This window comes from Maribacter flavus (assembly GCF_008386635.1).
Taxonomy (GTDB): domain Bacteria; phylum Bacteroidota; class Bacteroidia; order Flavobacteriales; family Flavobacteriaceae; genus Maribacter; species Maribacter flavus.
In genome coordinates, this window is sequence record NZ_VUOE01000001.1 from 271,295 (window position 1) to 293,828 (window position 22,534).

At 41.2% G+C, this 22,534-nt stretch carries 29 protein-coding genes; 5 read left to right on the forward strand and 24 right to left on the reverse strand.

Annotated elements, in window-relative coordinates; genetic code table 11:
• The first annotated feature begins 92 nt into the window (after positions 1-92).
• Positions 93-644: a hypothetical protein gene (locus F0361_RS01235; protein WP_154916893.1), complete on the forward strand. Its 552-nt coding sequence runs from the start codon at positions 93-95 to the stop codon at positions 642-644.
• A 433-nt stretch (positions 645-1,077) separates the two neighbouring features.
• Complete coding sequence (locus F0361_RS01240; RefSeq protein WP_154916894.1) at positions 1,078-2,034, forward strand: trypsin-like peptidase domain-containing protein; 957 nt, start codon at positions 1,078-1,080, stop codon at positions 2,032-2,034.
• 24 nt (positions 2,035-2,058) lie between these two features.
• On the opposite strand, the gene F0361_RS01245 is transcribed toward F0361_RS01240, so the two are convergent.
• Together F0361_RS01245 and F0361_RS01250 are read right to left on the reverse strand one after the other, a co-directional pair.
• Positions 2,059-2,613, reverse strand: coding sequence for a hypothetical protein (locus tag F0361_RS01245; protein ID WP_154916895.1), 555 nt, complete (start codon positions 2,611-2,613; stop codon positions 2,059-2,061).
• On the reverse strand, positions 2,610-3,089 hold the full coding sequence (locus tag F0361_RS01250; RefSeq protein WP_154916896.1) for a DUF1643 domain-containing protein: 480 nt from the start codon (positions 3,087-3,089) through the stop codon (positions 2,610-2,612). Before F0361_RS01250 ends, F0361_RS01245 begins: the two co-directional genes overlap by 4 nt.
• 126 nt (positions 3,090-3,215) lie before the next feature.
• Here F0361_RS01250 and F0361_RS01255 point away from each other — a divergent pair, with 126 nt between their 5' ends.
• A complete protein-coding gene (locus F0361_RS01255; protein WP_154916897.1) occupies positions 3,216-3,632 on the forward strand; it encodes a hypothetical protein in 417 nt (138 codons plus the stop codon).
• 137 nt (positions 3,633-3,769) lie between these two features.
• Here the strand turns inward: F0361_RS01255 and F0361_RS01260 are convergent, their stop codons facing one another.
• Genes F0361_RS01260 through F0361_RS18625 form a run of 4 tightly spaced genes read right to left on the reverse strand, consistent with a single transcriptional unit; the run spans position 3,770 to position 4,784 of the window.
• The gene (locus tag F0361_RS01260; RefSeq protein ID WP_154916898.1) at positions 3,770-4,270 is read right to left on the reverse strand and encodes a hypothetical protein; all 501 of its coding nucleotides are present in this window, start codon (positions 4,268-4,270) and stop codon (positions 3,770-3,772) included.
• Positions 4,267-4,428, reverse strand: a complete 162-nt coding sequence (locus tag F0361_RS18615; RefSeq protein WP_161598183.1) for a hypothetical protein — start codon at positions 4,426-4,428, stop codon at positions 4,267-4,269. The genes F0361_RS01260 and F0361_RS18615 overlap by 4 nt, the downstream gene beginning before the upstream one ends.
• A 21-nt stretch (positions 4,429-4,449) precedes the next feature.
• Complete coding sequence (locus F0361_RS18620) at positions 4,450-4,602, reverse strand: hypothetical protein (protein ID WP_161598184.1); 153 nt, start codon at positions 4,600-4,602, stop codon at positions 4,450-4,452.
• A gap of 26 nt (positions 4,603-4,628) precedes the next feature.
• Positions 4,629-4,784 (reverse strand): hypothetical protein, encoded by a 156-nt coding sequence (locus F0361_RS18625; RefSeq protein ID WP_161598185.1) that lies wholly within the window; start codon positions 4,782-4,784, stop codon positions 4,629-4,631.
• A 202-nt stretch (positions 4,785-4,986) separates the two neighbouring features.
• Between F0361_RS18625 and F0361_RS18815 the strand changes: the two genes are divergently transcribed.
• On the forward strand, positions 4,987-5,337 hold the full coding sequence (locus tag F0361_RS18815; RefSeq protein ID WP_154916899.1) for a hypothetical protein: 351 nt from the start codon (positions 4,987-4,989) through the stop codon (positions 5,335-5,337).
• 133 nt (positions 5,338-5,470) lie between these two features.
• On the opposite strand, the gene F0361_RS01270 is transcribed toward F0361_RS18815, so the two are convergent.
• The 10 genes from F0361_RS01270 to F0361_RS01310 form a co-directional block, all read right to left on the reverse strand.
• Positions 5,471-6,022 (reverse strand): hypothetical protein, encoded by a 552-nt coding sequence (locus F0361_RS01270; protein ID WP_154916900.1) that lies wholly within the window; start codon positions 6,020-6,022, stop codon positions 5,471-5,473.
• 45 nt (positions 6,023-6,067) lie between these two features.
• Positions 6,068-6,325: a hypothetical protein gene (locus tag F0361_RS01275; RefSeq protein ID WP_154916901.1), complete on the reverse strand. Its 258-nt coding sequence runs from the start codon at positions 6,323-6,325 to the stop codon at positions 6,068-6,070.
• Positions 6,306-6,500 carry a hypothetical protein gene (locus tag F0361_RS01280; protein ID WP_154916902.1) on the reverse strand — a complete coding sequence of 65 codons (195 nt, stop codon included), beginning with the start codon at positions 6,498-6,500 and terminating at the stop codon, positions 6,306-6,308. The genes F0361_RS01275 and F0361_RS01280 overlap by 20 nt, the downstream gene beginning before the upstream one ends.
• Positions 6,501-6,509: 9 nt before the next feature.
• On the reverse strand, positions 6,510-9,371 hold the full coding sequence (locus F0361_RS01285; RefSeq protein ID WP_154916903.1) for a hypothetical protein: 2,862 nt from the start codon (positions 9,369-9,371) through the stop codon (positions 6,510-6,512).
• Positions 9,372-9,374: 3 nt separating this feature from the next.
• The gene (locus F0361_RS01290) at positions 9,375-9,557 is read right to left on the reverse strand and encodes a hypothetical protein (protein ID WP_154916904.1); all 183 of its coding nucleotides are present in this window, start codon (positions 9,555-9,557) and stop codon (positions 9,375-9,377) included.
• A complete protein-coding gene (locus tag F0361_RS01295; protein WP_154916905.1) occupies positions 9,554-9,841 on the reverse strand; it encodes a hypothetical protein in 288 nt (95 codons plus the stop codon). The genes F0361_RS01290 and F0361_RS01295 overlap by 4 nt, the downstream gene beginning before the upstream one ends.
• Complete coding sequence (locus tag F0361_RS01300; protein ID WP_154916906.1) at positions 9,841-10,062, reverse strand: hypothetical protein; 222 nt, start codon at positions 10,060-10,062, stop codon at positions 9,841-9,843. Before F0361_RS01300 ends, F0361_RS01295 begins: the two co-directional genes overlap by 1 nt.
• On the reverse strand, positions 10,055-10,201 hold the full coding sequence (locus tag F0361_RS18635) for a hypothetical protein (RefSeq protein ID WP_161598187.1): 147 nt from the start codon (positions 10,199-10,201) through the stop codon (positions 10,055-10,057). The genes F0361_RS01300 and F0361_RS18635 overlap by 8 nt, the downstream gene beginning before the upstream one ends.
• Before the next feature lie 86 nt (positions 10,202-10,287).
• Positions 10,288-10,848, reverse strand: a complete 561-nt coding sequence (locus F0361_RS01305) for a MalT transcriptional regulator family protein (protein ID WP_154916907.1) — start codon at positions 10,846-10,848, stop codon at positions 10,288-10,290.
• A gap of 9 nt (positions 10,849-10,857) precedes the next feature.
• Entirely contained in the window at positions 10,858-11,127 is a 270-nt protein-coding gene (locus tag F0361_RS01310) for a hypothetical protein (protein WP_154916908.1), read from the reverse strand.
• A gap of 111 nt (positions 11,128-11,238) precedes the next feature.
• On the opposite strand from F0361_RS01310, the gene F0361_RS01315 reads away from it, so the two are divergent.
• The gene (locus F0361_RS01315) at positions 11,239-11,544 is read left to right on the forward strand and encodes a helix-turn-helix domain-containing protein (RefSeq protein WP_161598188.1); all 306 of its coding nucleotides are present in this window, start codon (positions 11,239-11,241) and stop codon (positions 11,542-11,544) included.
• Between the two features lie 521 nt (positions 11,545-12,065).
• Here the strand turns inward: F0361_RS01315 and F0361_RS01320 are convergent.
• The 8 genes from F0361_RS01320 to F0361_RS01355 all read right to left on the reverse strand — a co-directional run bounded on the left by F0361_RS01320 (position 12,066) and on the right by F0361_RS01355 (position 22,530).
• On the reverse strand, positions 12,066-12,587 hold the full coding sequence (locus F0361_RS01320; protein WP_154916910.1) for a YceI family protein: 522 nt from the start codon (positions 12,585-12,587) through the stop codon (positions 12,066-12,068).
• Positions 12,588-13,180: 593 nt separating this feature from the next.
• Entirely contained in the window at positions 13,181-13,621 is a 441-nt protein-coding gene (locus F0361_RS01325) for a hypothetical protein (RefSeq protein WP_154916911.1), read from the reverse strand.
• Between the two features lie 167 nt (positions 13,622-13,788).
• Positions 13,789-15,408 (reverse strand): sodium:solute symporter, encoded by a 1,620-nt coding sequence (locus F0361_RS01330; RefSeq protein ID WP_154916912.1) that lies wholly within the window; start codon positions 15,406-15,408, stop codon positions 13,789-13,791.
• A gap of 23 nt (positions 15,409-15,431) precedes the next feature.
• Positions 15,432-16,616: an aldose epimerase family protein gene (locus F0361_RS01335; protein ID WP_154916913.1), complete on the reverse strand. Its 1,185-nt coding sequence runs from the start codon at positions 16,614-16,616 to the stop codon at positions 15,432-15,434.
• Between the two features lie 12 nt (positions 16,617-16,628).
• Positions 16,629-18,128: an L-arabinose isomerase gene (araA, locus tag F0361_RS01340; protein ID WP_394349862.1), complete on the reverse strand. Its 1,500-nt coding sequence runs from the start codon at positions 18,126-18,128 to the stop codon at positions 16,629-16,631.
• Positions 18,129-18,154: 26 nt separating this feature from the next.
• On the reverse strand, positions 18,155-18,859 hold the full coding sequence (locus tag F0361_RS01345) for an L-ribulose-5-phosphate 4-epimerase (protein WP_154916915.1): 705 nt from the start codon (positions 18,857-18,859) through the stop codon (positions 18,155-18,157).
• Between the two features lie 3 nt (positions 18,860-18,862).
• A complete protein-coding gene (locus F0361_RS01350; RefSeq protein WP_154916916.1) occupies positions 18,863-20,539 on the reverse strand; it encodes a ribulokinase in 1,677 nt (558 codons plus the stop codon).
• Positions 20,536-22,530, reverse strand: a complete 1,995-nt coding sequence (locus F0361_RS01355; RefSeq protein ID WP_154916917.1) for a glycoside hydrolase family 127 protein — start codon at positions 22,528-22,530, stop codon at positions 20,536-20,538. The genes F0361_RS01350 and F0361_RS01355 overlap by 4 nt, the downstream gene beginning before the upstream one ends.
• Positions 22,531-22,534 lie beyond the last annotated feature (4 nt).

The window sequence follows — 22,534 nt, forward strand, 5'->3', positions numbered from 1 at the left end:
TTCCATAATGGAAGTAAAACAAAAGTTCCCTATCATTTGCCAAATGGTTTTAATTAATAACTTAGTAACGATACCAATCGATATTCAAAACCATGGCAAGAATAAAGTACTACTATGACCAAGACACATTATCGTATAAGAAGATCAAAAATCAAAAACCAAGAATTTTTGAGCTAATTTCTGGGTTTTTAATATCAATTACAGTAGCAATTGCTTTATCAACATCAGGAATCAATTTATATGAAATATTCACACCCCAGCAAAGTGAAGAAATTACTAGCCATATAAATCAGTTAGATAAAATCTCAAACGAATTACAGGGCATAAAAGAGTTTATTGACAATCAAAAAAAAATGTTGGAAGAGCAGAGTCTTGTTTTAACAAAACTAAGAAGTGAAAATAATAAATTAACCCAAGTAATTGGCATGAACAAACAAAAAGTTGATGCCTTATTTAAAATTCAAGATGAAAAAGCAGTGCAAAAAATATGGATTGATAGATTAGTTGGATTTTTAATTGGGTTAGCTAGCTCATTTTTAGTTGCAATACTCTTCAGATTTTTAGATACACAACAGAGTGTTAAAAACCCTAATAAAGAAGATGAAGTATATTATAAGCAATCAAAACCTGACTACACCAAATAACTAATTCTTATTTATTCCCATTCTCTGTCCACCATTACTTTTCTCCTTACTTTCATTGATAAAAATATAGAAGTACCGAATACAGGAAAGACATGAAGTTTCTAGTTTAGCTAAGCTTTAAAAAATTGCAAAAGACTTGGTTAACATTTAAATGAATATAACTAAAAGTTTATTGTTAATTAACTCTGTTAGAAATGTCAATGGCTTTTTCATAAGTGGTCACAAAGTTGCCGTAGTTTTCAACTATAGCTTCAATAAGGTTGGCAGAATCAATGTCAATAGTAAGATTGTGCCCATTTATAGGTTTTGTTTAACCTTGAAGTGTCTATAAGAATGGGTTCAAAGTTATTTCCCAAATCAATTTAACTTTAAAACTTTATTCACTGTTTTTTTCTAAATTGCTTTACTACTTCAAAATTTTAATCCATTCTACATGAGAGTCCTGACACTAGTATTTTTTGTAATCTGTTCCAACTTAATTATATCTCAAGAAACTAGAGCACTTCATGATATAGACAATTATGTAGTTAGAATATATCATGGTGATCAACAAGTTGGAACCGGATTTTCCTATATGCAAGACAACGAAGAATATATAGTTACCAATTATCACGTTGTGCAGTCACATATTGAAAAACTTCAAAAAAATGATACAACATCTCATTTATATTATATGCCAGCTTTAAACCAAAAATTCCAAGAAAAAGGGGCTGTATTGATTTTAACAGATGGCGTAGAAAAACAAGTTGAGTTTAAAAAAACTCTTATAGTGCCAGATAAATTAATTAATGAAGGCACTATAAAAAATTTTGCAAGTTCTGTTGACTTGGTTGTTTTGAACAAGAAAGAAAATGATACACTTGTTTATGGAGAGTTAAAATCTTTTTCAGAAATCAATTTTCCCAGGCCAGGCACAGAAATATATTGCGCAAGCTTTCCTTTATCCAGTAACCATCTTAATCTTTCTAAAGGAATTTCTTCTAAACTAACCTTGGAATTCATAGCTCCTGACTTAAAGATTTCAGCTCATATTTCCAAAGGTGGATATATGACTGACCAGTTCATTGGTTTTGGTGATTATGTAGCCACATCAGGAAGTTCAGGAGCCCCAGTTTTTATTATAGATGGAAAAAGTAAAGAAAAAATTCTTGTAGGAATAAACAAAGCAACTTCAATGGCTTACGCTAATTACATAGTGAATTTCCAGAAAATGTACGCATTCAAAATGGATTCAATTGGGTCTAGCTTCAATGGTAATCAAAAAAGTCATTTAGAGATACTGGAAAAATTTATATTATTCTCCAATTTATCAGCAAATACAATAGGTGTAAATCACTTCATTCCTGCCGGTACATTGCATGAACTTGTATATCTTTTGAAAAGTTTATGAACTTTGTCGTTTTCTCTTTTTATTCTAAACTTCAATTTTCCACTCCCTCTGATTCAAAAAAATATAGAAGTACCGCATAAAGGTAGAGCGCGCTTCCCAGGGGCTTAGGTAGCTGATATCCCCTCCTTTATAAAATGCATTGAATTCCTGTTCCTGGGCCATGATATCCGCTTCCTTGATGATGGCATGACTGTCCCGGTTTAACTGGTATTTCTCTAGGATAACATCCATCATCCTGTTTTCAATTTTTTGGAACTCAGGCAACATGACCTTTAACGGTTTCACCATATCGCCCAAATAGGCTTCACTGGCATCGTGTAGCAATCCGTACATCAAGAGCTCCGGATTGTCCTTAAAGTTCTGCATGAGGATATCGCACACCAGGATACAGTGCTGGGCGATACTGAAGAACTTGGGCGTGTGGCCCCCAAAGTGGGAATTAAATGCCAGGCCCCGGGCGATATCCCGAATATTGATTTGCTCCGGCCGTGGATCCAGGAGATTCACTTTTCTTCCGGAAAAGGTATTGATATGGCCATCCAATTTGCCCATGGGCTGTAAGGTTTCAGTTTGGTTCATCTTGAGTAAGGAATTAGTTTAATTTTGGACTTTACGTATAATGGATGCCTTGGGCTTCCATTCTTATTTTTGACCAGGCACATGGCATGGGGAAAGAGCTCCTTCATCTTTTTCGCCCGTTCCTCCGCAATTTTGAAATTTCCCCAGGCAAAAACTACATGGGAACAATACCATTCCGCACTGTTCAGTACCTTAATATTTTCTTCAAGCGAATCCTTACAATGAATCAAATCTTCCGGGTATGCACTCACATAGGTAAAGAGGTTACACATAATTACGCCTCCAAATCCCCAATCCTTGGCGTATTTGATTACTTTACGAATCGTTGGATCATTTTCGTTTTCATTGGCAGTTGACGGATTCAAACCAATGAACATTACAGAAGGAGCTTCTGTATCCCATACCCGCCAAAGCGCGTACCGGTATTTTTTATCCCTACTAAAAAGTGCCCCTGATGGTGTTTTTATATCTAGCATCTTATCTTACTCTAGTTCGTTAAATTCTTATTGTCCTCGCGAGCTTGCGGAATTTCAAATGTTATCTCCAAAAGTTGCGTTAAATGCTCTCCCACTATTTATTATATTTACTTCAAAACCAATCTTATGTTCAATATTGGCGAAATTCCCAAATACCTTAAGAACATGTTATTAAATGTTCTTTTAATGCCATTTTGGTACATTTCCATTTATCTTTTTGCTCCTGAAATTTACGCGACTCAGGATGTATTACTTTTATTAAGCATTTGTGTCTCACTTACTATGATTTCGTCCATTATTGCAGCAATATTAACTAATTACAATAGTGACAAAAAGGAGCCACCAATGTCTCCATTTGATACAATAAACGTCATCGCTGCTTTCTTAATTCAACTAATCCTACTATCAATAATCCTTTTCATTTCATTTTTAGTTCCAAAATTCACCGGTAGAATTTTTGAATTTTATGGCTTTGTACTCACCTACTTTTTGATTCTATCATTTTCAGGACTTGTAATAGTTTATGTTGAAAAAAAACAATAATCTACCAAGTCTTTACATGATCTCTGTTTACTAAATGCCCTAATCCCATTTTTATGGATCAGCCGAAATCAATACAGGCATCATGGCCATCACAATCGGCACAGAATTCAAAAACTTCTTCGTCGTATTTTTCCATTTCAATATCGGATATCCGTCCAATGAATAATCCTGCCGGTAAAATCGGTATGAAACCACGCGAAGAAAGCGTCTACTGAAGGGAATCCGTCGTTCCTGGCCAATTGGTCATAATCAAAAAACCATACGCCATCTATGTGGATGTTTGGTTCTGGCTTTCGAAACCCAAAAACATCCGTCCACTCAATCACGAGCTCCTGGATTGCCGTCACCTTTTTGACCGGTGCAAAGCGCAGATGATTTTTTGTCCGGACGTTGATATCAAAATGTATATCCATGCCTACTTTCCAACGCTTTCCGGGATCTTGGCGAATGGTATGGCCCTTGGGGTCACACTTGAGATAAGTATCCATATCAAAATACCCGGCATGTAAAGCGTCCCTAAACTCCGGAGACACCGGTTCCTCAGGGAACGACTTCCAAATCTTTTCAATAAAGTTCGTAGGCTGGCCATGCAACGCTCCCATATGCTTGGGCCATTTGGTTTTAAAACCCGCTATCATGAGAATAGGGTATTTGGTTTCTCCAACAAATGGTCCACCCGCTTTTCCCAGTACTTGGAATTTTTAAGAGCTTCCTTGTCCCGCGTTTTAAAATACTCCTTTTGCCACTTTCGCATCTTTGCGACCGTCTGCACCAATTCACTTTCGTTTTCTGCCATGTTACTCATAATTAGTTGTTATTATTTTGGAACGCCGTAACCGGCAAGTCCCTCTTTGTTCTTTTGTCTAATAAAAATGGGATAGGGATAACTCCGTACTTGTTTGGCGTATTTCTCCGCCTGGATCTTATCCTCAAAAATTTTAGTGCGTCCGTCCTCCAGACGATCGCCCACATATACTCCGCTCTATGTGTAATACATTATTCCAATGGTTTTAATTGTGCCGTTTTCGTATCCAGGGTCATTCCTTCCTTATTGGCCAGGGCTTCCAGTTCCTGCCAGGCTTCATAATACCGGCGCAAACTTTCATGCACTTGCATCGCCGTGTGCTGTATTCTGTATTGCGCCTCAGTCATATCTATTTCCTCTTAATAAAAAGGCCAAAAGCACCAATACCAATAAGCTGGTTATCGTTTCGACTGCCTCTGGATGCCTTTCAATAGCTTCTAAAAACTCGTTCATATCTCTCACTGTTTAAAAAAAGCCGGTCTTTCCCGGCTGTCAGGCCTTTTTCCTACACCTGACCCCTTTTGGGCCAATGGTGCCGCTGCTTTCACAGTGCGACTTGGCGTTTCAAAGGTTTCGCTTGCCACGGCTACTCCCAGTCTGTACATCGGGTTTCCTCGCACTCACCCGACCCGAACCCGTGTCTACTCACAGCGCTCTTCTCTATTTAGGGTTGTGGAGCGGGCAGGATTCGAACCTGCATGGACCATTTTAATTATAACCGGACAGGAACTACTTACGATTTTGCAAAGTGTCGTTTTTGTTCCAATTGGCCTATTGCAATCGGTATGGTCCTCACCGGGGTTAGCGTCTACCATTTCCGCCACCGCTCCTTTTCCAGTCTTTCCCGGTGTCATTTTGTTCCCCGGAGCCTGTGCCGAGCGCAGTCGAGGTAGGGGCTAGGGGGCTCTAACAATCCAGCCCTTTATCCTGTAAAACCTTATCGCATTTTCTGCAGAGTATCTGCATACCCTCACATGTGGCCCCTGCAGGGATGATTTTGTAATACCAATCCGGGTGTTTGCAAAACCGTTGTCTAAGCCACCTGGCCAATCTCATTAGCTTCATCGTATTTTTGTTTAAATGTTTCTCTTCCTAGTGCGAAAAAGGCCTCGGCCAAATTCTTATAGCCCAATTCCTTTGCAAAATCATTGTAGGATTCCCATTTTTTATTCCTTCGTCTCGATGGCCAGCTTTTTGCACCAGTATGCCTGCCATTTTTTATATTCCTCTCAATAATTTTCTGATAATCCTCTGGGGTTCGTTTCAACCCCAATTGGGCCATTTTTTTATTAATATGATTTTTGTGCCATCCCTTTTTCTTAGGATTATTTTCCTGAAGTATTTCCGCCAATTCTACACCTCCAAGCTCCTTGAAATTATCCAGTAGAAATTGCACCTGTTCTTTCGTCCAGTATTCCATTCTATATCGCTGCAAACCCAACTCGTATATCTTTTTGCGGCATCGGTTCATTTTAATTCCTAGAGCATCGGCCAACTCCTGATTTGTCATCTGTTTATAGTTCATCTTCAAAAACACGATGTCCTTCGTTTCCCAGATATATTTTCCTCGTTTTCCCCGTTTCATCACAAAAATTTTGTTTCGTTACAATTTCGTTTTTCCGTTTTGTGGTCAGGCCGCGCTCAATTTTGGTACCACTTTCGTATTGTACAAATGCTCGTAGAGCTCCAACATCTTATTGCTCCATTCTGCGGTTTCAGTAGGGTATCGCACCTCCCCCATCCGTGTCCGGATAATCTCATGGGGAAGGAATTCGGCACTCCGATTAAACTCCACCACCAACTGATACTTACCGTACTTGAGCACCGGATAAATGCGAATGCCGTGCTTGTTACAATCGCTCACGTATTCAAATGCCTTTATCTTCATTTTTCTTGATTACATACCTTAATCTCAAATGTGCCCAGGTACGGACATACTCCGGGATCAATTCCCCACAAACCGACTGGTAGTAGCCAAATATCCCGGCTACCTTCATTACTTCTTCCTGGGTGCTGCATCGTGCGAAAATCGCTGCCACTTCAAATCGCGTATACTGTTTCATCACTTCCAATTAAAAGGGTTCGTCCAATTCCGTATCATCATCCGTCCATTCATCATCTTCTACATCGACGGGTATGTCCTTCAATTCTTCCGGAAGGCCCTTTTTCGTCCTGATATAAAAATGCTCCACACTTTCCCCATCCACTTTTTTGATAATCCTTCCTCCGGGGGCCCGATCTTTAGGGTTGAAAATCCAACCGTTATATTTTGCATAGGCCTTCAATGATTTTTTAAATCGGTTGGCACTCCAGCGCTTGGCGTTCGTGGTCTTTTCAAAATTCTCAAAGGCATGCTGTTTACTGACTTCGATATCCAAATAGAGGTATTCCTCAGATTCGTTTCGCTTCGTACTGAAGAACACATCTGCCCAGCTGTGGAACTGGTCGCCCATCTCCTTTAATAGGTTTCGCTTCTCCACATTCTCCATGGGCGGGGAAAGCTTTTCATCGCAACTCAGGTAAAACCGCAACGCCTGGGCGAAAAAATTGAGCACGATATTCCATTGCTTTTCGTCAAAATCCTGAAAGAGATTCTTCTTGCCAAAATCATCCGCAACGGTCCGTGTCTGCTGGTATTCATCGTCCTTGTTATAGTGGTAGTAATCCGAGAATACCACATATAACAATCGGCGTTCCAAGGAAGGATCCAAATCGTTCGGTGGGTAGTTACTGGCAAAAGCTACCTTGGGCGATTTTGCAAACGGGATGATATATCTGAGTCCGTTCTTATTGTTCACGTCCAAATCACCGGTAATGGTATTGTAGAAAAAGCCATAGTCCATATAGGCATGACAGTCATCGATGAGGATATAATCCGTATGCTCGGTTACACCGTGGTAGATGAAGTCGTCACTGGTTTTCTTTTTATCCCGACCGTTGATGTAGTGATTGTTCTTTAGAACGTGCTGGATACTCTTTACAAAGACAGACTTACCCGTACCCCCATGGCTTTCCGCAATGTCCGCAATCTTATGGTCCATGGCATACGGTGCCCAAGGCTTCCCAGGATTCTTGTACTTATGCAGCATATAGCCCAGCGTGAAAATCTTGTTGATCAAATGCAGCTTTTGCTCGTAGATTTCATCCTCCGTAAGGTTGGGGCCCGCAATATCGAACTTGTGCCTTTTGGCATATTCCTCCGCCTTCAACTGTTCGTGGTTGCCAAAGGCTTCCTCCAAGTCCTTTTTCCAATGGACCCGGCTCGTATTGATCAGATAATTTAGGAACTGGTTATCGGTCCTTTTAATTTCTATATCCCAGTTTCCGGATTTGTCCTTTTTAATTTCAAAATGGGGATCCTGGAGTCGGACTCTATGATCAACAACTTTATCCTCCCACGTAAGACATTGCACCTGATCATATCGGATACGCTCGATACCCTCTTTGGTGACTTTCCAAACTTCGTTCTGGAAGAAGATATGTTGCGAATGGGCATCGGCATCCGTGAAATCGATTTCCACATACGGAAGGTTGCTCAAGCTGTTCTCGCTCAGCTGTGACGTCTTGTAAATAACGTCCCGAAGGTTTTCGGGCATCTGGCGCTCTATCAAGAAATTCGTAGCAAAACCTTTTACATCCACAGGCTTTATGACCTTCACAATGCCGTGATGCTGCCGGACGAACACATATCCATCCTTGGTATTCTGGTTTTCGTACCTACCAAAACCCTGATGCTGCAGAAAATGATAGGCCCTGGTATTCTTGAAGTAGTATTTGATGCCGCCATCCGAATAGGATTCCTCCCAAAACTTCATGGGTACGGCCACCTCAATGAGTTTTTTGAATCGGTTATTAAAGCGAAGCTCCTCCCCTTCCTTGTAATACACTTCCACAAAGTCCTTAAAGTCCTTTCTGGGATTCCCGCGTTTGTCCCTGTATTGTAACAATTGCTTTGGTAACCAAAGTAAACGTATGTCCAGGAACTTTAAGCCCACCTTTACGGCCTGATTCATGCCCGTAGCATCCAAATCGGCAATGTAATAGATGGTCTGAACCATCGTCATGAGGAGCTTGTAATCCGCATAGTCCAAATGTTCGCTCTCGCTATTGAACCAAATGGGGAAGTAGCCAAAGGATTTCAGGTTGAGTCCGTCACTCCCTCCGGAGACGATAAAGCAGCTTTCCAAGCGAACGTCCGGCATCTTTTCCGTACTGGCATCCTTGCGCTGCCATTCATCCTCTATGCGTTCCTTGTTCTGCCTGAAGGCGGTTTTAATGGCATCCAGTCCGTGGATATATTTCTGGGGCTTATCGCCTGCATAGCGAAAACGGTATCCTTTGTCCAGGGAATTGGGCTGATAGATTTTCTGCCACTTTTCATGGTGAAAGGAGAAGATGGGATATTCCGGAGTCGATTTGGTAATCGTAACCCCGTCCTCCTTAATGTAGGTGTAGCTTGCGAGCAACTTTAGGTTAAAGGCAAAGCAATCCTTATCCGTCACTTTGGGGCCCAGCACCAACAGGTCCGAAGCCTCGAATTCCTTATACTCGAAAAAATAGGATCCCGGAATTTCGCCCTCTTGCCGGTCGCGCCTTTCGATGATGGGCTTGGAGAGCGCCGTAGCGGTAGGAGCACCGGAAACACTAAAACGGGCACCGAGTTCCGCACAGGCTTCACCAAAAGTAAGGCCCTCCTCCAGCATACAGACTTCCACCGCATTGCGTTCCTTTCCGTCCCCTCCAAAATCCGTCACATAGTACCAACCATTTTCTTTCTGACGGATACTGGCGGAAGCTGTTTTCTCATCCCCGCGGGCCTTGAATTTTCTGTGTTTTGTGGAAAGCGCATGCGGCGCTTCCGGATAATAAGTAGCTATGATATTGAGTCCGCCCTGTGTGGCGTCCATAAGATCCTCTATCTTGACGTAGCTCATTGACTAGGAGTTTTCAAGATTAGCCTTCAGTGAATCTGAAACCATTAATGACTGTTCCTGGTCTAGTTCCCATTTTGATTCCTCATCGGAAACAAACACTATTGCATCCTTGTAGATTTTTATACTGAGTTTTTCCCCGTCCTCGTTAATGCAATCAATGCACTGATACTCTTCAAAGGCTTTCATTGGTTGTTTTTATTAGTGTTTTCTATATGTGATTCCAGCGTTTCGTTCCAGAAATCCCTCAATTGGGCTTCCATCAAATGGATGAATTCAAAATTTAATGGACCGGGTTGGTTTGCATTTGCAATTAATGACCTGTGATAGGTGGAAAGTCCGGCTACAAATGCCTGCTTGGTCTCCCTAAACTGAAGCTCGCTGATATTGGCCTTATCGATGTTAACCAGTTTGCAATACTGGTCGAACATGGATTGCACGTTCCACAAATCACTTTGATTTAAGCCTGCCATTATTTCTCTAATTTTTCGCCAGTCCATGGATTATAGGAAATCGCTACTTTCATATAACTCTTCTTTTTTTGGAATTCACCGTTTTTGTTTTTCTTTCGGTACTCAAACTCCATGACATACTTTTTTTCTACTTTCCCATTACCAGGAAAGGTGAACATAGTTGGAAAGTTTCCCTCTGGGTCTCCTAACTTTTTCCTTATTTCTTCTACAATCTCATCCATTGCTCTTGTTCTTATAGTGTTTAAGTTCCTTTGTAGAAAGTATTAACTCCCTGATACTATTCACCATCCCCGCAAAGGCATAGCCACCTGCAGACCAAAGGGCCATGCGTATCAACATATCTATTATAGTTTCTGTCATAATCGTTTTATTTGATGCCCTGCCGGGGGGACAGGGCACTGATCAAATAGTTAGCCGGCGTGTGCTCCAGCATATCCAGGACTTTCCTAGATAAGGTTAAGGCGTTGGCCTATTATTGTTGATTCCTGCTTGGTCTGTACGCCAAGCTTGTTATACAATCGTTTTTTAAGTAGATGGAAAGAGCCAAGCGGTAGGTTCATTTCATTGGCTATGACATCATTGGTACTGTTTGTGGCCAGCAGCTGTACTAGGGTGACATCCTGATGGTCCAATACGTTCCCGTTGTAGGAAACCTGCTTGCAGAGTACACCTTCATGAGCGCACTTTCCACGTAGTGGGCATGGCCACCATTCACCCTGTTGGGCACCTTCCGTTGTGAGATCGGCCGTATAGTCCAATCCCCCAAAACGACATTTCACAAATTGCTCCAACCGCTTGAATTCGCTATTGGGAAACATGTCCAAAAGAAGCATTTTAACGTCCGGCTCCTTTTCGATTTCATCCCTAAGGATTTGCATATGTGCAAATGAAAGTTGTGTGAAATCGATGACCGTACCTGAAGTGATGGCCTTTAACTGTTCCCCATCCTGAAAGAACTCCACATCGTTGCTGAGAATCCCAGGCAATAAGTTGCTTTGCTTACCCATAATTTTGATTTAGTTGTTACTTATTAATTCGGCGACCCTGTCTTTGGCCGCTTTATTTTCAGATGCGATCTCTGCCAAGACCTCTAGCACCTTCCAATCTGTTTGTACCCCCGACTTTACATTTCTGATATACCCATTGGACACTTCCAGCGATTGATTCAATAGCCGCTTTTTGCACTCCTTTACATATCCATACCGCAAATGTTCATCGAGAAAATCGAGCACATCCTTATGCGAATGCATATTCTCATCGGTCGATTTTTTAAGTATATTTGTCAAGGTTTGTATTTATTTGTCAACAAATATATCCTAATCTGTCTATTATAAACAAATAAAATATTCTTATTTGTCTAATTTATAATTATTCTAAATATGGATTTTGGCGCAAGAATGAAGCTCTTACTCGCGGACGAAGGCCTATCTCAAAAGGAATTTGCAGAAAAGGTGAACATGAATTACGCCCATGCCAATAAGTTCTTTACAGGCCGTACGCCGAACATGGAATTCATATCCAAGGTGCTAGAAATTTTCCCGGACGTTAATTTGAAATGGTTGCTTTTTGCACAGGGCGAACGCACGGACCAGCACGTGTTACACGAAGCGAATGGCACCTACAAACGCGCCGATGCCATGAAATACGTCAACCAAATAGAGGAAAAACTCAATGAATTGAAGCGTTTTTTGGCACAAAATTGACACAGAAAACTGCCATTAATACTGATTACTAACCGTTTACATCTTGTGAAGAATCCCTGCCGAGGTCACTGGGAGAAAACTCCAAACAAAAGGAAAACCTTGCAAAATCTATGATTTGCAAGGTTTTGTCGTTTTTGGACCATCATTTTAATTGATTTGATTTGGTTTCATTCGTCAACAAATTGGTCTAAAAGTTTTTAATATAAAATTGAAGCTACTGAAATATGATGATAGATGGAATTGATTTAAATCTGTAGAGGTCACGATTCATTCGACAAGCATGTAAATCCTATAACTGTTTTTTGCGTTTTCAATATCGAATTTTCTTTATGAAGTTTTAAGTAAAAAATTCTAATAAAAGCATGTGCAAAGTCATTTGGGCTTTCTATTTTTTTAAACTAAAAAATCAACCAAAAGCTATATATCCTTTGGTTGATTTTTACATTGTTTAAGAATTACCGGTATTTATAGTCATCAAAGAAGGTACACCTTCACAATGACTTTAATATAACCAACGGTAATTAAGCTTGCTTGATAAACTGGGCATCGATGACCATTTTTACTTGATCTGACACTACCACATTCCCTGCTTCCGTTACAGCACTCCAAGTTAGATTGAAATCCTTTCTATTGATACTTCCCCTAATTTCAAAACCAGCTTTTGTCTGACCATAAGGGTCTACTGCAATACCGTTAAAATCTACATCCAGTACAACTTCCTTTGTTACATCACGTATGGTCAAATCACCAATAATTTTATCCTTGGCGAAAGACTTGGAGATAAATGTCATTTTTGGATATTCGTCCGCTTTAAAAAAGTCATCGGACATAAGGTGGCCATCCCTATCCTTATTTTTAGTATTTATCGAGTCTATGCCGATTTCTACCGATAAGGTAGCATTTTCAAATTCGTCATTCTCAGTTTCTATAGTAGCATCAAATTTTTCAAAATGCCCGGTAACCGTAGAAATCATCATATGTTTTACCTTAAAACTTACTTCTGAATGTGCAGGGTCTATTACCCATTTACTTATTTTTTCCATTACAATTGATAATTGATTAAAAAATACATTAATTAACGTCTATACAACATTTGTATATACAAATATAAAAGATGAATTCTTAATTTTGATCAATGAAAACCCAACTTTTTGTTAAAGTTGATAAATATGAATCCTGACCTTACCCGGTATCCCAACTAAATAGAAGGTGTTTTTTTTGGCAATGTACCTCATAAGTAAATTGCAAAATGATAGAATATCAATAAAAACTGAATTCTTTATTTAAGACTACTCATTATATAAAAATCCAATTACATAATACGAACTTACCGTTTTACCTATCCTACGATTTCTTCTTCCCATTTAATCTATGGGAAATGGAACATTTCTTAGATAAGTAAAAAGAAAGCTAGTTTATGTTATACTTGGGAAAATGGATTGCATAGAATTTCCAATAAAGCTAAACGTCCCCTAACATAGACATTACGAATATTTAACAATAAATTTTACATGCGACCCGAAATTCAGCCATGTATATATTACTCCTGACAACTTAAAAAAATTCATTATGACTTTGGACAACATCCTATCTTCAAAATCATAAATTCTTGGTTATCGTTAAATACAAAATTTAACTAATACGTTAGCGTATTATAGCCTAGTGCTTGAAGTTGAAGCATTCTTACGGAAGCGGTTGGAGTGATGTCCAAACCGTCAAAAAGGGTTTCTGCTTCCACACCCAGTTTTTCCATGGCAACACTACATACACTCACCTTTATCTTTCCCTTGTACTTTTCAAAAAAGGTCTCCAACTCTGACCCCTTTGTAAGTGCTTTGACCACCATACCTTTTACCACAATTTCATATTCCTCAATTTCCAATCCGTTTTCAATCAAAAGGTCATACATGCCAAATACCCCCTTAAAGTGCCTTTCAGTTGTAAGTATAAAACCGTATTTGGGTGTTGTTTGTAAATCCGCCACGGTCTGTTGATCCAATTTCTTTTGGGCTTTTACTTGAGGAGTGCCTGCAAAAAACAAAAAAGCAATGATTAGGGTTGTAGATACTGATTTCATAAAAGTAGATCTTAGCATTTATTATTCCTTTAAAAATACTACGAATTTAATTCTGATAATATGTATTTTGTCATAGTTGAGAAATTAATCCAAGATAAAAAAGCCAGGCTCAGGAGCCTGGCATAATTCTACCATTCTTATTTCAAACAAAGTCAAGTAATTATAATTTACTTTCCATTGAAAAATATCATAACACCAACAACTACTGCTAATACCAATATGGAGATAACAACGTCCTTCCAATTGTAACTATTTTTATTTTTACTTTTTTCTTCTGCGCTAATGGTTCCAAAGGTTAAGTTGGCCACTTTCTCTGCAGATGGTGCCGGAGCAAAAAGACTGGTCACCACCGCAAAAACCACACATACCAAAAAGAACCAAGCTCCAAAGGTCAAAAAGTTCATACTGCCCATTTCGTACAAAAATCCATCCGGATCCAAATCCCCCTTTATCAATTCCAAAACAATTCGGATGGCAGCAACGATAATACCCATAATCAATGTAGCAAAAGCTCCCAATCCATTGATGCGCTTGTGGAAAATACCTAAAAGGAACACGGCGGTTATCGGTGGCGCAATATAGGACTGTACACTCTGTAAATACTCATAAAGCACTCCCGAAATATTGGCCATGATAGGAATCCAGATAATGCCGATGATTACCACTACCACAGTCGCCAACTGACCTGTACGCACCAATTTCTTTTCTGGGGTATTGGGCCTAAGCTTTTTGTAAATATCAACAGTAAACAGTGTGGAAACGGAGTTGAAAACCGAGGCCAAGGAACTCATCAAGGCCGCTAATAGACCGGCAGCTACCAGACCACGCAACCCGGATGGCAACACATTGCTCATCAATACGGGAAATGCTTCATCCGGAGAATCCCAATGCAATTCGCCTCTCATTTTTAGGGCCAAGGCAATAACCCCAGGAATCAAAAAGAGAAACACAGGCATCAATTTCATAACCGCGCCAAAAATGGTACCTCTCCTACCCTCTTTGATATTTTTGGCCGTCAGGGCCCTTTGTACGATGTACTGGTCAGTACACCAATACCAAATTCCAACGATGGTACTAGAAATCACGAGTGACGGCCAAGGAAAATCCGGGTCACTAGGTGGTCGCCACATATTCAAATACTCTGGCTTTACAGTTTCCACCAGACTACCCCAACCTCCAACTTTTTCCAATCCGAGATAGGTAAGTACTGCGGCTCCCAAAACAAGGAGTACGGCCTGTAAGGTTTCCGTATACACTACGGCTCGCATACCCCCTAACACGGTGTAAATACCTGTTAATATTACGGTGGCGATGGCACCCGTCCAAAAGTCGATGCCCAATAGGGCGGAAACGACTACCCCACCAGCATAAATAGTAACGGATATTTTCGTCAGCACATAGGCAACAATCGAAAAGATGGACAATACCCAACGGGACCGGGCGTCAAATCTCTTTTCCAAGAATTCTGGCATGGTAAACACACCACTACGGGCATAAAAGGGGAGAAAAACCCAACCTAAAATGAGGACGATCCAAGCGTGGATTTCGTAAATCAACATGGGAAGCTTATCGCTGGCCCCAGCTCCTGCAAGTCCTACCACGTGCTCCGAACCGATATTGGAAGCGAAAATGGAAGCCCCTACTACGAACCAACCTACATTCCTTCCTGCCAAAAAATAATCTTCAGTATTGTCCTCTTTCTTTCGAATAACCCAAACGGCAATACTGAGTAGAATTAAAAAATAAAATACAATGGCTACCCAGTCAAAAGTGTCAAGTGTTTGCATAATTAATTGGTTTAGTTGTGCCGTTATTTGGTCTTTAATGTAAATGTTGTCTTGGTAGTATAAGTCTCACCAGGATTTAGAACTACGGAAGGAAATTCTTCTTGGTTAGGAGAATCCGGATAATGCTGGGTTTCCAAACAAAATCCACTTCTCTTGGCATATGTGCTATTATTTGGAGCAGGAAGGGTACCGTCCAAGAAATTTCCTGTATAAAACTGTATTCCCGGCTCATCGGTAGAGACTTCCAAAAATCTACCGGTTGCAGGGTGATAAGCGCTAGCCACTTTTCTAAAACCTGCCTGTTGGTCATTCAATACCCAGCAGTGATCATAACCGCCCCCCAGTTTCAACTGTTCGTTCTCTTCGGAAATATCCTCACCTACCGTCTTGGGTTCCCTAAAATCAAAAGGGGTACCTTCAACCGGCCTCAATTCTCCAGTAGGTATTAAGCCACTATCCACAGGTAAATAGGTATCTGCATCGATTTCAACCACATGGTCCAAAATAGTGTTGGAAAAATCTCCCGATAAATTAAAATAAGCATGTTGAGTTAGATTCACCACGGTGGCCTTATCCGTCGTAGCTTCATACAATACATCCAGGGAATTGTCGTCATTCAAGGTATAGGTAACCGTAGTACTTAGATTTCCGGGAAAGCCCTCTTCCATGTCCTTGCTCAAATAGGTAAGAATGAGTGAAGCTGAATTCTCACCTACTTCCGTCTTGGCTTCCCAAACCTGTTTGTCAAATCCCTTGATACCGCCATGCAAACTATTTTCCCCATTGTTTTGCGCCAAGGTATATTCTTCTTCTCCGATACTGAACTTTCCTTTAGCAATACGGTTGCCATATCTTCCTATCAAAGCCCCAAAGAAAGGATTGTCCTTTTCATATTGGGCCAAATCATCAAAGCCTAGGACTACATTTTCCATGTTTCCGTCCTTGTCTGGGGTTCTCAAAGAAGTAATCCGACCTCCATAGGTGATAATATCCACTTCGATACCACCTTCATTTTTCAAGAAAAATTGGGTTACCTTTTTTCCGTCTTGGGTCGTTCCATAATTACTTTCAGTAATACCGACCTTGGATATATTCTTTTTGGGCGTTTCTTCTTTCATTTCCTTATCCTTTTTATCCTTACAATTTACAAATACCACCAGTGAAAGCAGCAATGCACATGTATAATAAATGTTGGTTGAATTTTTCATTTTTAAAGTTATTTACAAGTTATTTTTAAACAATTGAAAGTAGGCTTCATTGGCATTCAATTGATTCTTTAAATCCCTAAGGGTCGTGTTCTTGTCGATAACCACGAGTTCAATACCTGCCATTTCGGCAAAATCCTCTATGAATTCAGTGGTCAGCGCTTGGGTATAAACCGTATGGTGCGCACCTCCAGCCAAAATCCAGCCCGTGGCGGCTACCTCCAAATTTGGATGGGCATCCCATAAAACCCTAGCTACCGGTAAGTTAGGTAATTTACCCTCTGGTTCTACTGCCTCTACTTCATTGACGATCAAACGGAACCTATTCCCCAAATCCACCAAGGAAACATTGATTGCCGGCCCAGCGGGAGAATTGAAGACCAAACGCACCGGATCTTCCTTACCCCCTATTCCCAGAGGATGTACTTCACAAGAAGGCTTTCCATCCGCTATGGTCGGACAAATTTCCAGCATGTGAGATCCCATAACATAGGATTTTTGAGGGGTAAAGTGATAGGTATAATCCTCCATAAAAGAAGTTCCACCTTCAAGTCCCTCTGCCATTACTTTCATTGCCCTGAGCAATGCGGATGTTTTCCAATCTCCTTCCGCCCCAAAGCCATAACCATCTGCCATCAATCTTTGTGTAGCGATTCCTGGTAATTGTTTTAATTCACCAAGATTCTCAAAAGTATCTGTGAAGGCCTTAAATCCGCCTTCATCCAAAAATTTTCTGAGTCCAAGTTCTATCTTGGCCGCCTCGATTAAGGAGCTTCTCTGATTTCCTCCTTCTTTCAAAGAATCACTCAATTCATATGCCTGCTCATAGTTCTCAACCAATGCATCGACCTCCTTTTGGTCCAATCCCTTTATGTGCTTGACCACATCTGACGAGTCATATCCATTCACGGAAAAGCCAAAACGAAACTGGGCCTCGACTTTATCACCATCGGTCACCGAAACCTCCCGCATATTATCCCCCAAGCGGGCGACCTTTAAATTTTGAAATTCGTTCCATCCAAGGGCAACACGACTCCAATTTCCCAGTTTTTGCTGTACCCTTTCCGTTTGCCAATGCCCGACAATAATTTTTCTGTTTTTGCGCATTCGGGTCATCAAATGACCAAACTCCCGATCTCCGTGAGCAGATTGGTTCAGGTTCATGAAATCCATATCTATGGATTCCCAAGGTATTTCCGCATTGAATTGGGTATGCAGATGGCAAAGAGGCTTGTTAAGAACACTTAGACCCTTTATCCACATCTTTGCCGGTGAGAAGGTATGCATCCAAGTAATTATGCCAATGCAATCTTTATTTGAACTTGCTTCCAAGCAGATATCCGTGATTTCCTGGGGTGTCTTTACTGTAGGTTTATATACAATTGGCAATAGGATAAATGCCGATCTATTCAATCCGTTAACGATTTCCTGTGAATTTTTTGTGACCTGATCAAGTGTTTCAGGTCCGTATAAATGTTGGCTTCCCGTTACAAACCAAATTTCCTTCTCTGCCATATATTTAATTATAAATCTGTTGTTAGTTATTTTTGTCCGTAGTATGCATTTTTTCCATGCTTACGTTCGTAGTGTTTTTTTACAAGGGAATCCTTAAGTCTTGGGGCTTTGGGATTTATTTGCAACGTTAGATAGGCCATTTGGGCCACGGTTTCCAAAACCTTACTGTTATACACGGCCTTGGCCGCCGTTTTGCCCCATGCAAAAGGGCCGTGGTTTCCCAAGAGGACCATTTCCACTTCTTCAGGGGAAAGATTTCGATCCTTGAAACATTCCAATATTTGAATCCCGGTATTGTGTTCGTAATTACCCTCTATAAGTTCATCGCGCATTGGTTCCGCACAGGGAATATCCTTTGTTAAATGATCTGCATGCGTCGTCCCGAAAATAGGTATATCTTTTTGGGCCTGTGCCCAGGCTACCGAGTATGTCGCATGGGTGTGCGCTATACCTCCAATATGTTCCCAATTCTTATACAAATAGGCATGTGTCTTGGTATCCGATGAAGGGCGCATCGAACCTTCGATTATAGTGTTGTCATAATCCAAGATGACGATATCCTCAGGTTTCAGTTTCTCATAGGGCACTCCACTGGGTTTTATGGCAAAAACGCCATTTTCCCTGTCCACAGCGCTCACATTCCCAAAGGTGTAGATGACCAGACCTAGGTTGTTCAGTTCCATATTCGCTTCAAAACATTCCTGCTTCAGTGCTTCGTATTTTGAACTCATATCTTATTCCGATTTTATGGTTGTTTCGATGAATTTTCCCAGTTCATTATAGGATTCCATCAATTGCCGATATGTTCCAACGGAAGCTTGCTGGGGATGATATTCCGCTTCAAAATCACTGCCCATGTACTTGCTCGCCTCCACGACATTGGGATAAATTCCCGACGCAACCGCGGCATAAATTGCGGCTCCCAAAGCAGGCGCCTGATCCGAGGCTGCCACCTTAATGGGCATATTCATCACATTGGCCAAGGTCTGCATGATAAAAGGTGACTTCCGTGCCACACCACCGATACCAATCACCGAATTGATTTGTACGCCCTCTTCCTGAAAACGGTCCGCAATTTTTTTGGAACCAAAACAAATAGCATTCACCAAGGCCTTGAAAATATGGGGTGCCTTACTCCCCAACGAAAGATTGGAAATGGCACTTTTCAAGTTCTGATCGGCATCAGGGGTACGGCGCCCATTGATCCAGTCCAGTGCGGTGGGTATACTTTCGGACAAGGGTATTGCTTCGGCCGCATCAGATAGTTTTTTGATAAAATCGCGCTCTATTTCTTCCTTTAAATCTATTTTCTGTTGTTCCGATAAAATATCGGAAGTCAAAACCAAATTATCGATAGGCCATGAAAGTACGTCCTTGAACCAGGCCAGCAAATCCCCAAAAGCGGATTGACCCGCTTCCAAACCCACCAAACCGGGTATGACCGAACCATCTACCTGTCCGCAGATACCCTTTATCGTTTTACCATCTATATCGGTATCAGTGGCCACTATAATGTCACAGGTAGAGGTTCCCATAACACGTACCAGGGCATTCTCATCAATTTTTGCACCCACGGCCCCGGAATGCGCATCAAAAGTGCCTACGGCAACAACGGTATCCGTGGTGAGTCCCAAACGATTTGCCCATTCTTGGCTCAATGTGCCTGCTACCTCGTCAGATGTAAAGGTTTCTTCATATAGACGGTCCCTTAAATCCGAAAGATAGGGATGTATTTTGCCCAAAAAATCCTTTGGGGGCAATCCGCCCCAGCTTTGATGCCACATCGCCTTATGACCCGCGGCACATCTACTGCGTTTAAAGGTTTCCAAATTTTTATCTTCAATCAAGAGGTAGGTCATTAGATCACAATGCTCCATCCAAGTATAGGCATTGTTCCTAACAGCCTCATCTTGCTGGACAACATGGGCGATTTTGGCCCAGAACCATTCCGAAGAATAAATTCCGCCCACATATTTCGTAAAATTCTCACCGCCCCATGAAACCCCTAATTCGTTTATGAGTTCCGCTTCCTTAATGGCCGTATGGTCCTTCCATAAGACCATCATGGCATTTGGGTTTTCGGCAAAACCCTCCACCAAGGCCAACGGTGTACCGTCTTTGGTTACAGGCACCGGAGACGATCCCGTGGTATCTATACAGATTCCCTTTACATCGGCCGGGTCTATATTGCTCCGGTTCATAACCGCTTTTACTGTGTGCTCCAGCCCTTCGATATGATCCAAGGGATGTTGCCGAAACTGATTAATGGACGGATTGCAATACTTATTTTGCTTCCATCTTTTATACCAACAAACTTCTGAGGCTATCTCCTCTCCATTTTGGGTATTGATAAGTACGGCCCGGACGGAATCCGAACCGTAATCCAACCCAATAACATATGATGTCTTCAATTTTTGATTTGTTTTTTTGAATTCTTCCCGGGCAACCAGACCTTCATTTTTCCTACCCCCCTATTGGACCATGCATAATATGGAATTGCCTTGAAACTTTCGGTATTTATGGTATTCACCCCTTCCAAAAAATTTTCTTCCATGGTCACCGAAAAATTAGAACTGTCCGTAACGGCAATATCTTCAAAACCAGCCTTATTGTCCACCTCTTCTAGAGCATAGACCAATGGCCCGTATTCCAAGGCTACCTTTCCTTTGTTCTCAGCCACCATTACAGACGTCTCCGCCAAACGGACTTCCATAGGAAACTCCAATTCGATGGATATACCAGCTACCTCAGCGCCATCTAAAGTAATATATCCATCGTTTAATTCTACCTTCCTATTTTCACCATTTATTTTTAGCGTGATGGGGCTAGAAAGATTATTTCTGTATTGATACAGGTCGCTGGGCAAAACCTCGTTGCGTGCCCACCCTGGCACCCTAAGTTTCATTTTAAAATCGGGATTTTTGCTATCCTTAACATTGATTCCGACCCTTCCATCCCAAGGATAATTCGTTTCCTTTTTAACCTCCAAAGACTGTGTTGGCAAGTCAATCGTTGCCTCGTTGGAAGCATATAGGTTTACAAAAACAGTATCATCACTCTTAGAATATAAAAGACCGGGGATGGCCGGAACAAACCTAACTACATTGGTAGGGCAGCACGAACAATCGAACCAAGATTTGCGGGTAGCGGCCCCTTGGTTGAATTCATATTTACCATCGGATTCCAAGGCATTGGGATAAAAGAAATGGGTACCGTCCAAGGATATTCCAGAAATAAGGCCGTTATACAAGGTACGTTCTATAATATCAAAATACTTTACTTCACCTGTCAAATTATGCAGCCGGTGGTTCCAATATACGTCGCCAATGGAGGCACAAGTTTCGTTATAGGCTGTCAAATTGGGCAGCTCATAATTCTCGCCAAAGGATTCCTGGTCGTGCCTGGCGCCGATTCCTCCTGTGATATACATTTTTTTACCCACCATATTGTCCCATAATTTATGCACGGCGCTCAGGTAGGCAGAATCGTTTTTCATAGCAGCTATATCTGTCATTGCTGCATACATGTAAACGGCCCTTACGGCGTGCCCCACAACCTCGTCCTGATTGACTACGGGAACGTGGTCCTGTGAATAGGTACCGAAGAGTTCATGATTATCTGGGTTGCCCCTATTGTCCAAGAAATACTTGGCCAAATTTAGGTAGTCTTCTTTTCCGGTAACCTCGAATAATTTTATTAGTCCAGTTTCTATTATCTGATGTCCTGGTACTGCAGCTATCTTGTCATCACCCTCCCCAAAAGTTGCCACCATTAGATTGGCATTTTTAAGGGCGATATCCAAGAAATTCCGTTTTCCGGTAGCTTTATAGTGTACCACTGCGGCCTCGTACATATGGCCGGCATTGTAAAGTTCATGGCTTGCCGCAAGGGATTCCCATCTTTTTCCCTCCTTTACCTCCACCCAAGTTGCGGGTGGCTTTGCCGGATTTATGGTACGCCATGTGGTCAAATAACCATCGGACTCCTGACCAATTTTTATGATTCCCACCAAGGAATCCAACAAAGTTTCCAATTTTGGATTTGGAGAACTTATCAAAGAATTAGAGGCTCCTTCTATGATTTTATAAACATCGGAATCATCAAAAGGCATTACCCCACGAACAGCTCCCTCCATTTTGCCCCCGGCTATCAAAAAGTTATCGAACCTACCTTCTTCCCTGCATTTTTCAATGGCGTATTCAATGGTCCTTTCCTGAACCTTTTGTATCCATGGCAACCAAAATTTATCCGTTAATCGAACATGTTGGATGTTTACGGGCGTTATTGGATAACCAGCCGCTTTTTCTTTAACATCAGAAGCAAATTCCTTAACCTCAGTCTTACAAGAGATTATCAAAAGGAAACAAATGATACAATAAAAAAACCGCTTTTGTTTATTCATCCTT

Excerpts from the sequence above, each read along its gene's own strand:
- F0361_RS01235 (WP_154916893.1), top strand. The coding sequence starts at position 93 with ATGGCAAGAATAAAGTACTACTATGACCAAGACACATTATCGTATAAG.
- F0361_RS01240 (WP_154916894.1), top strand. The coding sequence starts at position 1,078 with ATGAGAGTCCTGACACTAGTATTTTTTGTAATCTGTTCCAACTTAATT.
- F0361_RS01245 (WP_154916895.1), bottom strand. The coding sequence starts at position 2,613 with ATGAACCAAACTGAAACCTTACAGCCCATGGGCAAATTGGATGGCCAT.
- F0361_RS01250 (WP_154916896.1), bottom strand. The coding sequence starts at position 3,089 with ATGCTAGATATAAAAACACCATCAGGGGCACTTTTTAGTAGGGATAAA.
- F0361_RS01255 (WP_154916897.1), top strand. The coding sequence starts at position 3,216 with ATGTTCAATATTGGCGAAATTCCCAAATACCTTAAGAACATGTTATTA.
- F0361_RS01260 (WP_154916898.1), bottom strand. The coding sequence starts at position 4,270 with ATGATAGCGGGTTTTAAAACCAAATGGCCCAAGCATATGGGAGCGTTG.
- F0361_RS18615 (WP_161598183.1), bottom strand. The coding sequence starts at position 4,428 with ATGGCAGAAAACGAAAGTGAATTGGTGCAGACGGTCGCAAAGATGCGA.
- F0361_RS18625 (WP_161598185.1), bottom strand. The coding sequence starts at position 4,784 with ATGACTGAGGCGCAATACAGAATACAGCACACGGCGATGCAAGTGCAT.
- F0361_RS01270 (WP_154916900.1), bottom strand. The coding sequence starts at position 6,022 with ATGAAACGGGGAAAACGAGGAAAATATATCTGGGAAACGAAGGACATC.
- F0361_RS01275 (WP_154916901.1), bottom strand. The coding sequence starts at position 6,325 with ATGAAGATAAAGGCATTTGAATACGTGAGCGATTGTAACAAGCACGGC.
- F0361_RS01280 (WP_154916902.1), bottom strand. The coding sequence starts at position 6,500 with ATGAAACAGTATACGCGATTTGAAGTGGCAGCGATTTTCGCACGATGC.
- F0361_RS01285 (WP_154916903.1), bottom strand. The coding sequence starts at position 9,371 with ATGAGCTACGTCAAGATAGAGGATCTTATGGACGCCACACAGGGCGGA.
- F0361_RS01290 (WP_154916904.1), bottom strand. The coding sequence starts at position 9,557 with ATGAAAGCCTTTGAAGAGTATCAGTGCATTGATTGCATTAACGAGGAC.
- F0361_RS01295 (WP_154916905.1), bottom strand. The coding sequence starts at position 9,841 with ATGGCAGGCTTAAATCAAAGTGATTTGTGGAACGTGCAATCCATGTTC.
- F0361_RS01300 (WP_154916906.1), bottom strand. The coding sequence starts at position 10,062 with ATGGATGAGATTGTAGAAGAAATAAGGAAAAAGTTAGGAGACCCAGAG.
- F0361_RS18635 (WP_161598187.1), bottom strand. The coding sequence starts at position 10,201 with ATGACAGAAACTATAATAGATATGTTGATACGCATGGCCCTTTGGTCT.
- F0361_RS01305 (WP_154916907.1), bottom strand. The coding sequence starts at position 10,848 with ATGGGTAAGCAAAGCAACTTATTGCCTGGGATTCTCAGCAACGATGTG.
- F0361_RS01315 (WP_161598188.1), top strand. The coding sequence starts at position 11,239 with ATGAAGCTCTTACTCGCGGACGAAGGCCTATCTCAAAAGGAATTTGCA.
- F0361_RS01320 (WP_154916910.1), bottom strand. The coding sequence starts at position 12,587 with ATGGAAAAAATAAGTAAATGGGTAATAGACCCTGCACATTCAGAAGTA.
- F0361_RS01325 (WP_154916911.1), bottom strand. The coding sequence starts at position 13,621 with ATGAAATCAGTATCTACAACCCTAATCATTGCTTTTTTGTTTTTTGCA.
- F0361_RS01330 (WP_154916912.1), bottom strand. The coding sequence starts at position 15,408 with ATGCAAACACTTGACACTTTTGACTGGGTAGCCATTGTATTTTATTTT.
- F0361_RS01335 (WP_154916913.1), bottom strand. The coding sequence starts at position 16,616 with ATGAAAAATTCAACCAACATTTATTATACATGTGCATTGCTGCTTTCA.
- araA (WP_394349862.1), bottom strand. The coding sequence starts at position 18,128 with ATGGCAGAGAAGGAAATTTGGTTTGTAACGGGAAGCCAACATTTATAC.
- F0361_RS01345 (WP_154916915.1), bottom strand. The coding sequence starts at position 18,859 with ATGAGTTCAAAATACGAAGCACTGAAGCAGGAATGTTTTGAAGCGAAT.
- F0361_RS01355 (WP_154916917.1), bottom strand. The coding sequence starts at position 22,530 with ATGAATAAACAAAAGCGGTTTTTTTATTGTATCATTTGTTTCCTTTTG.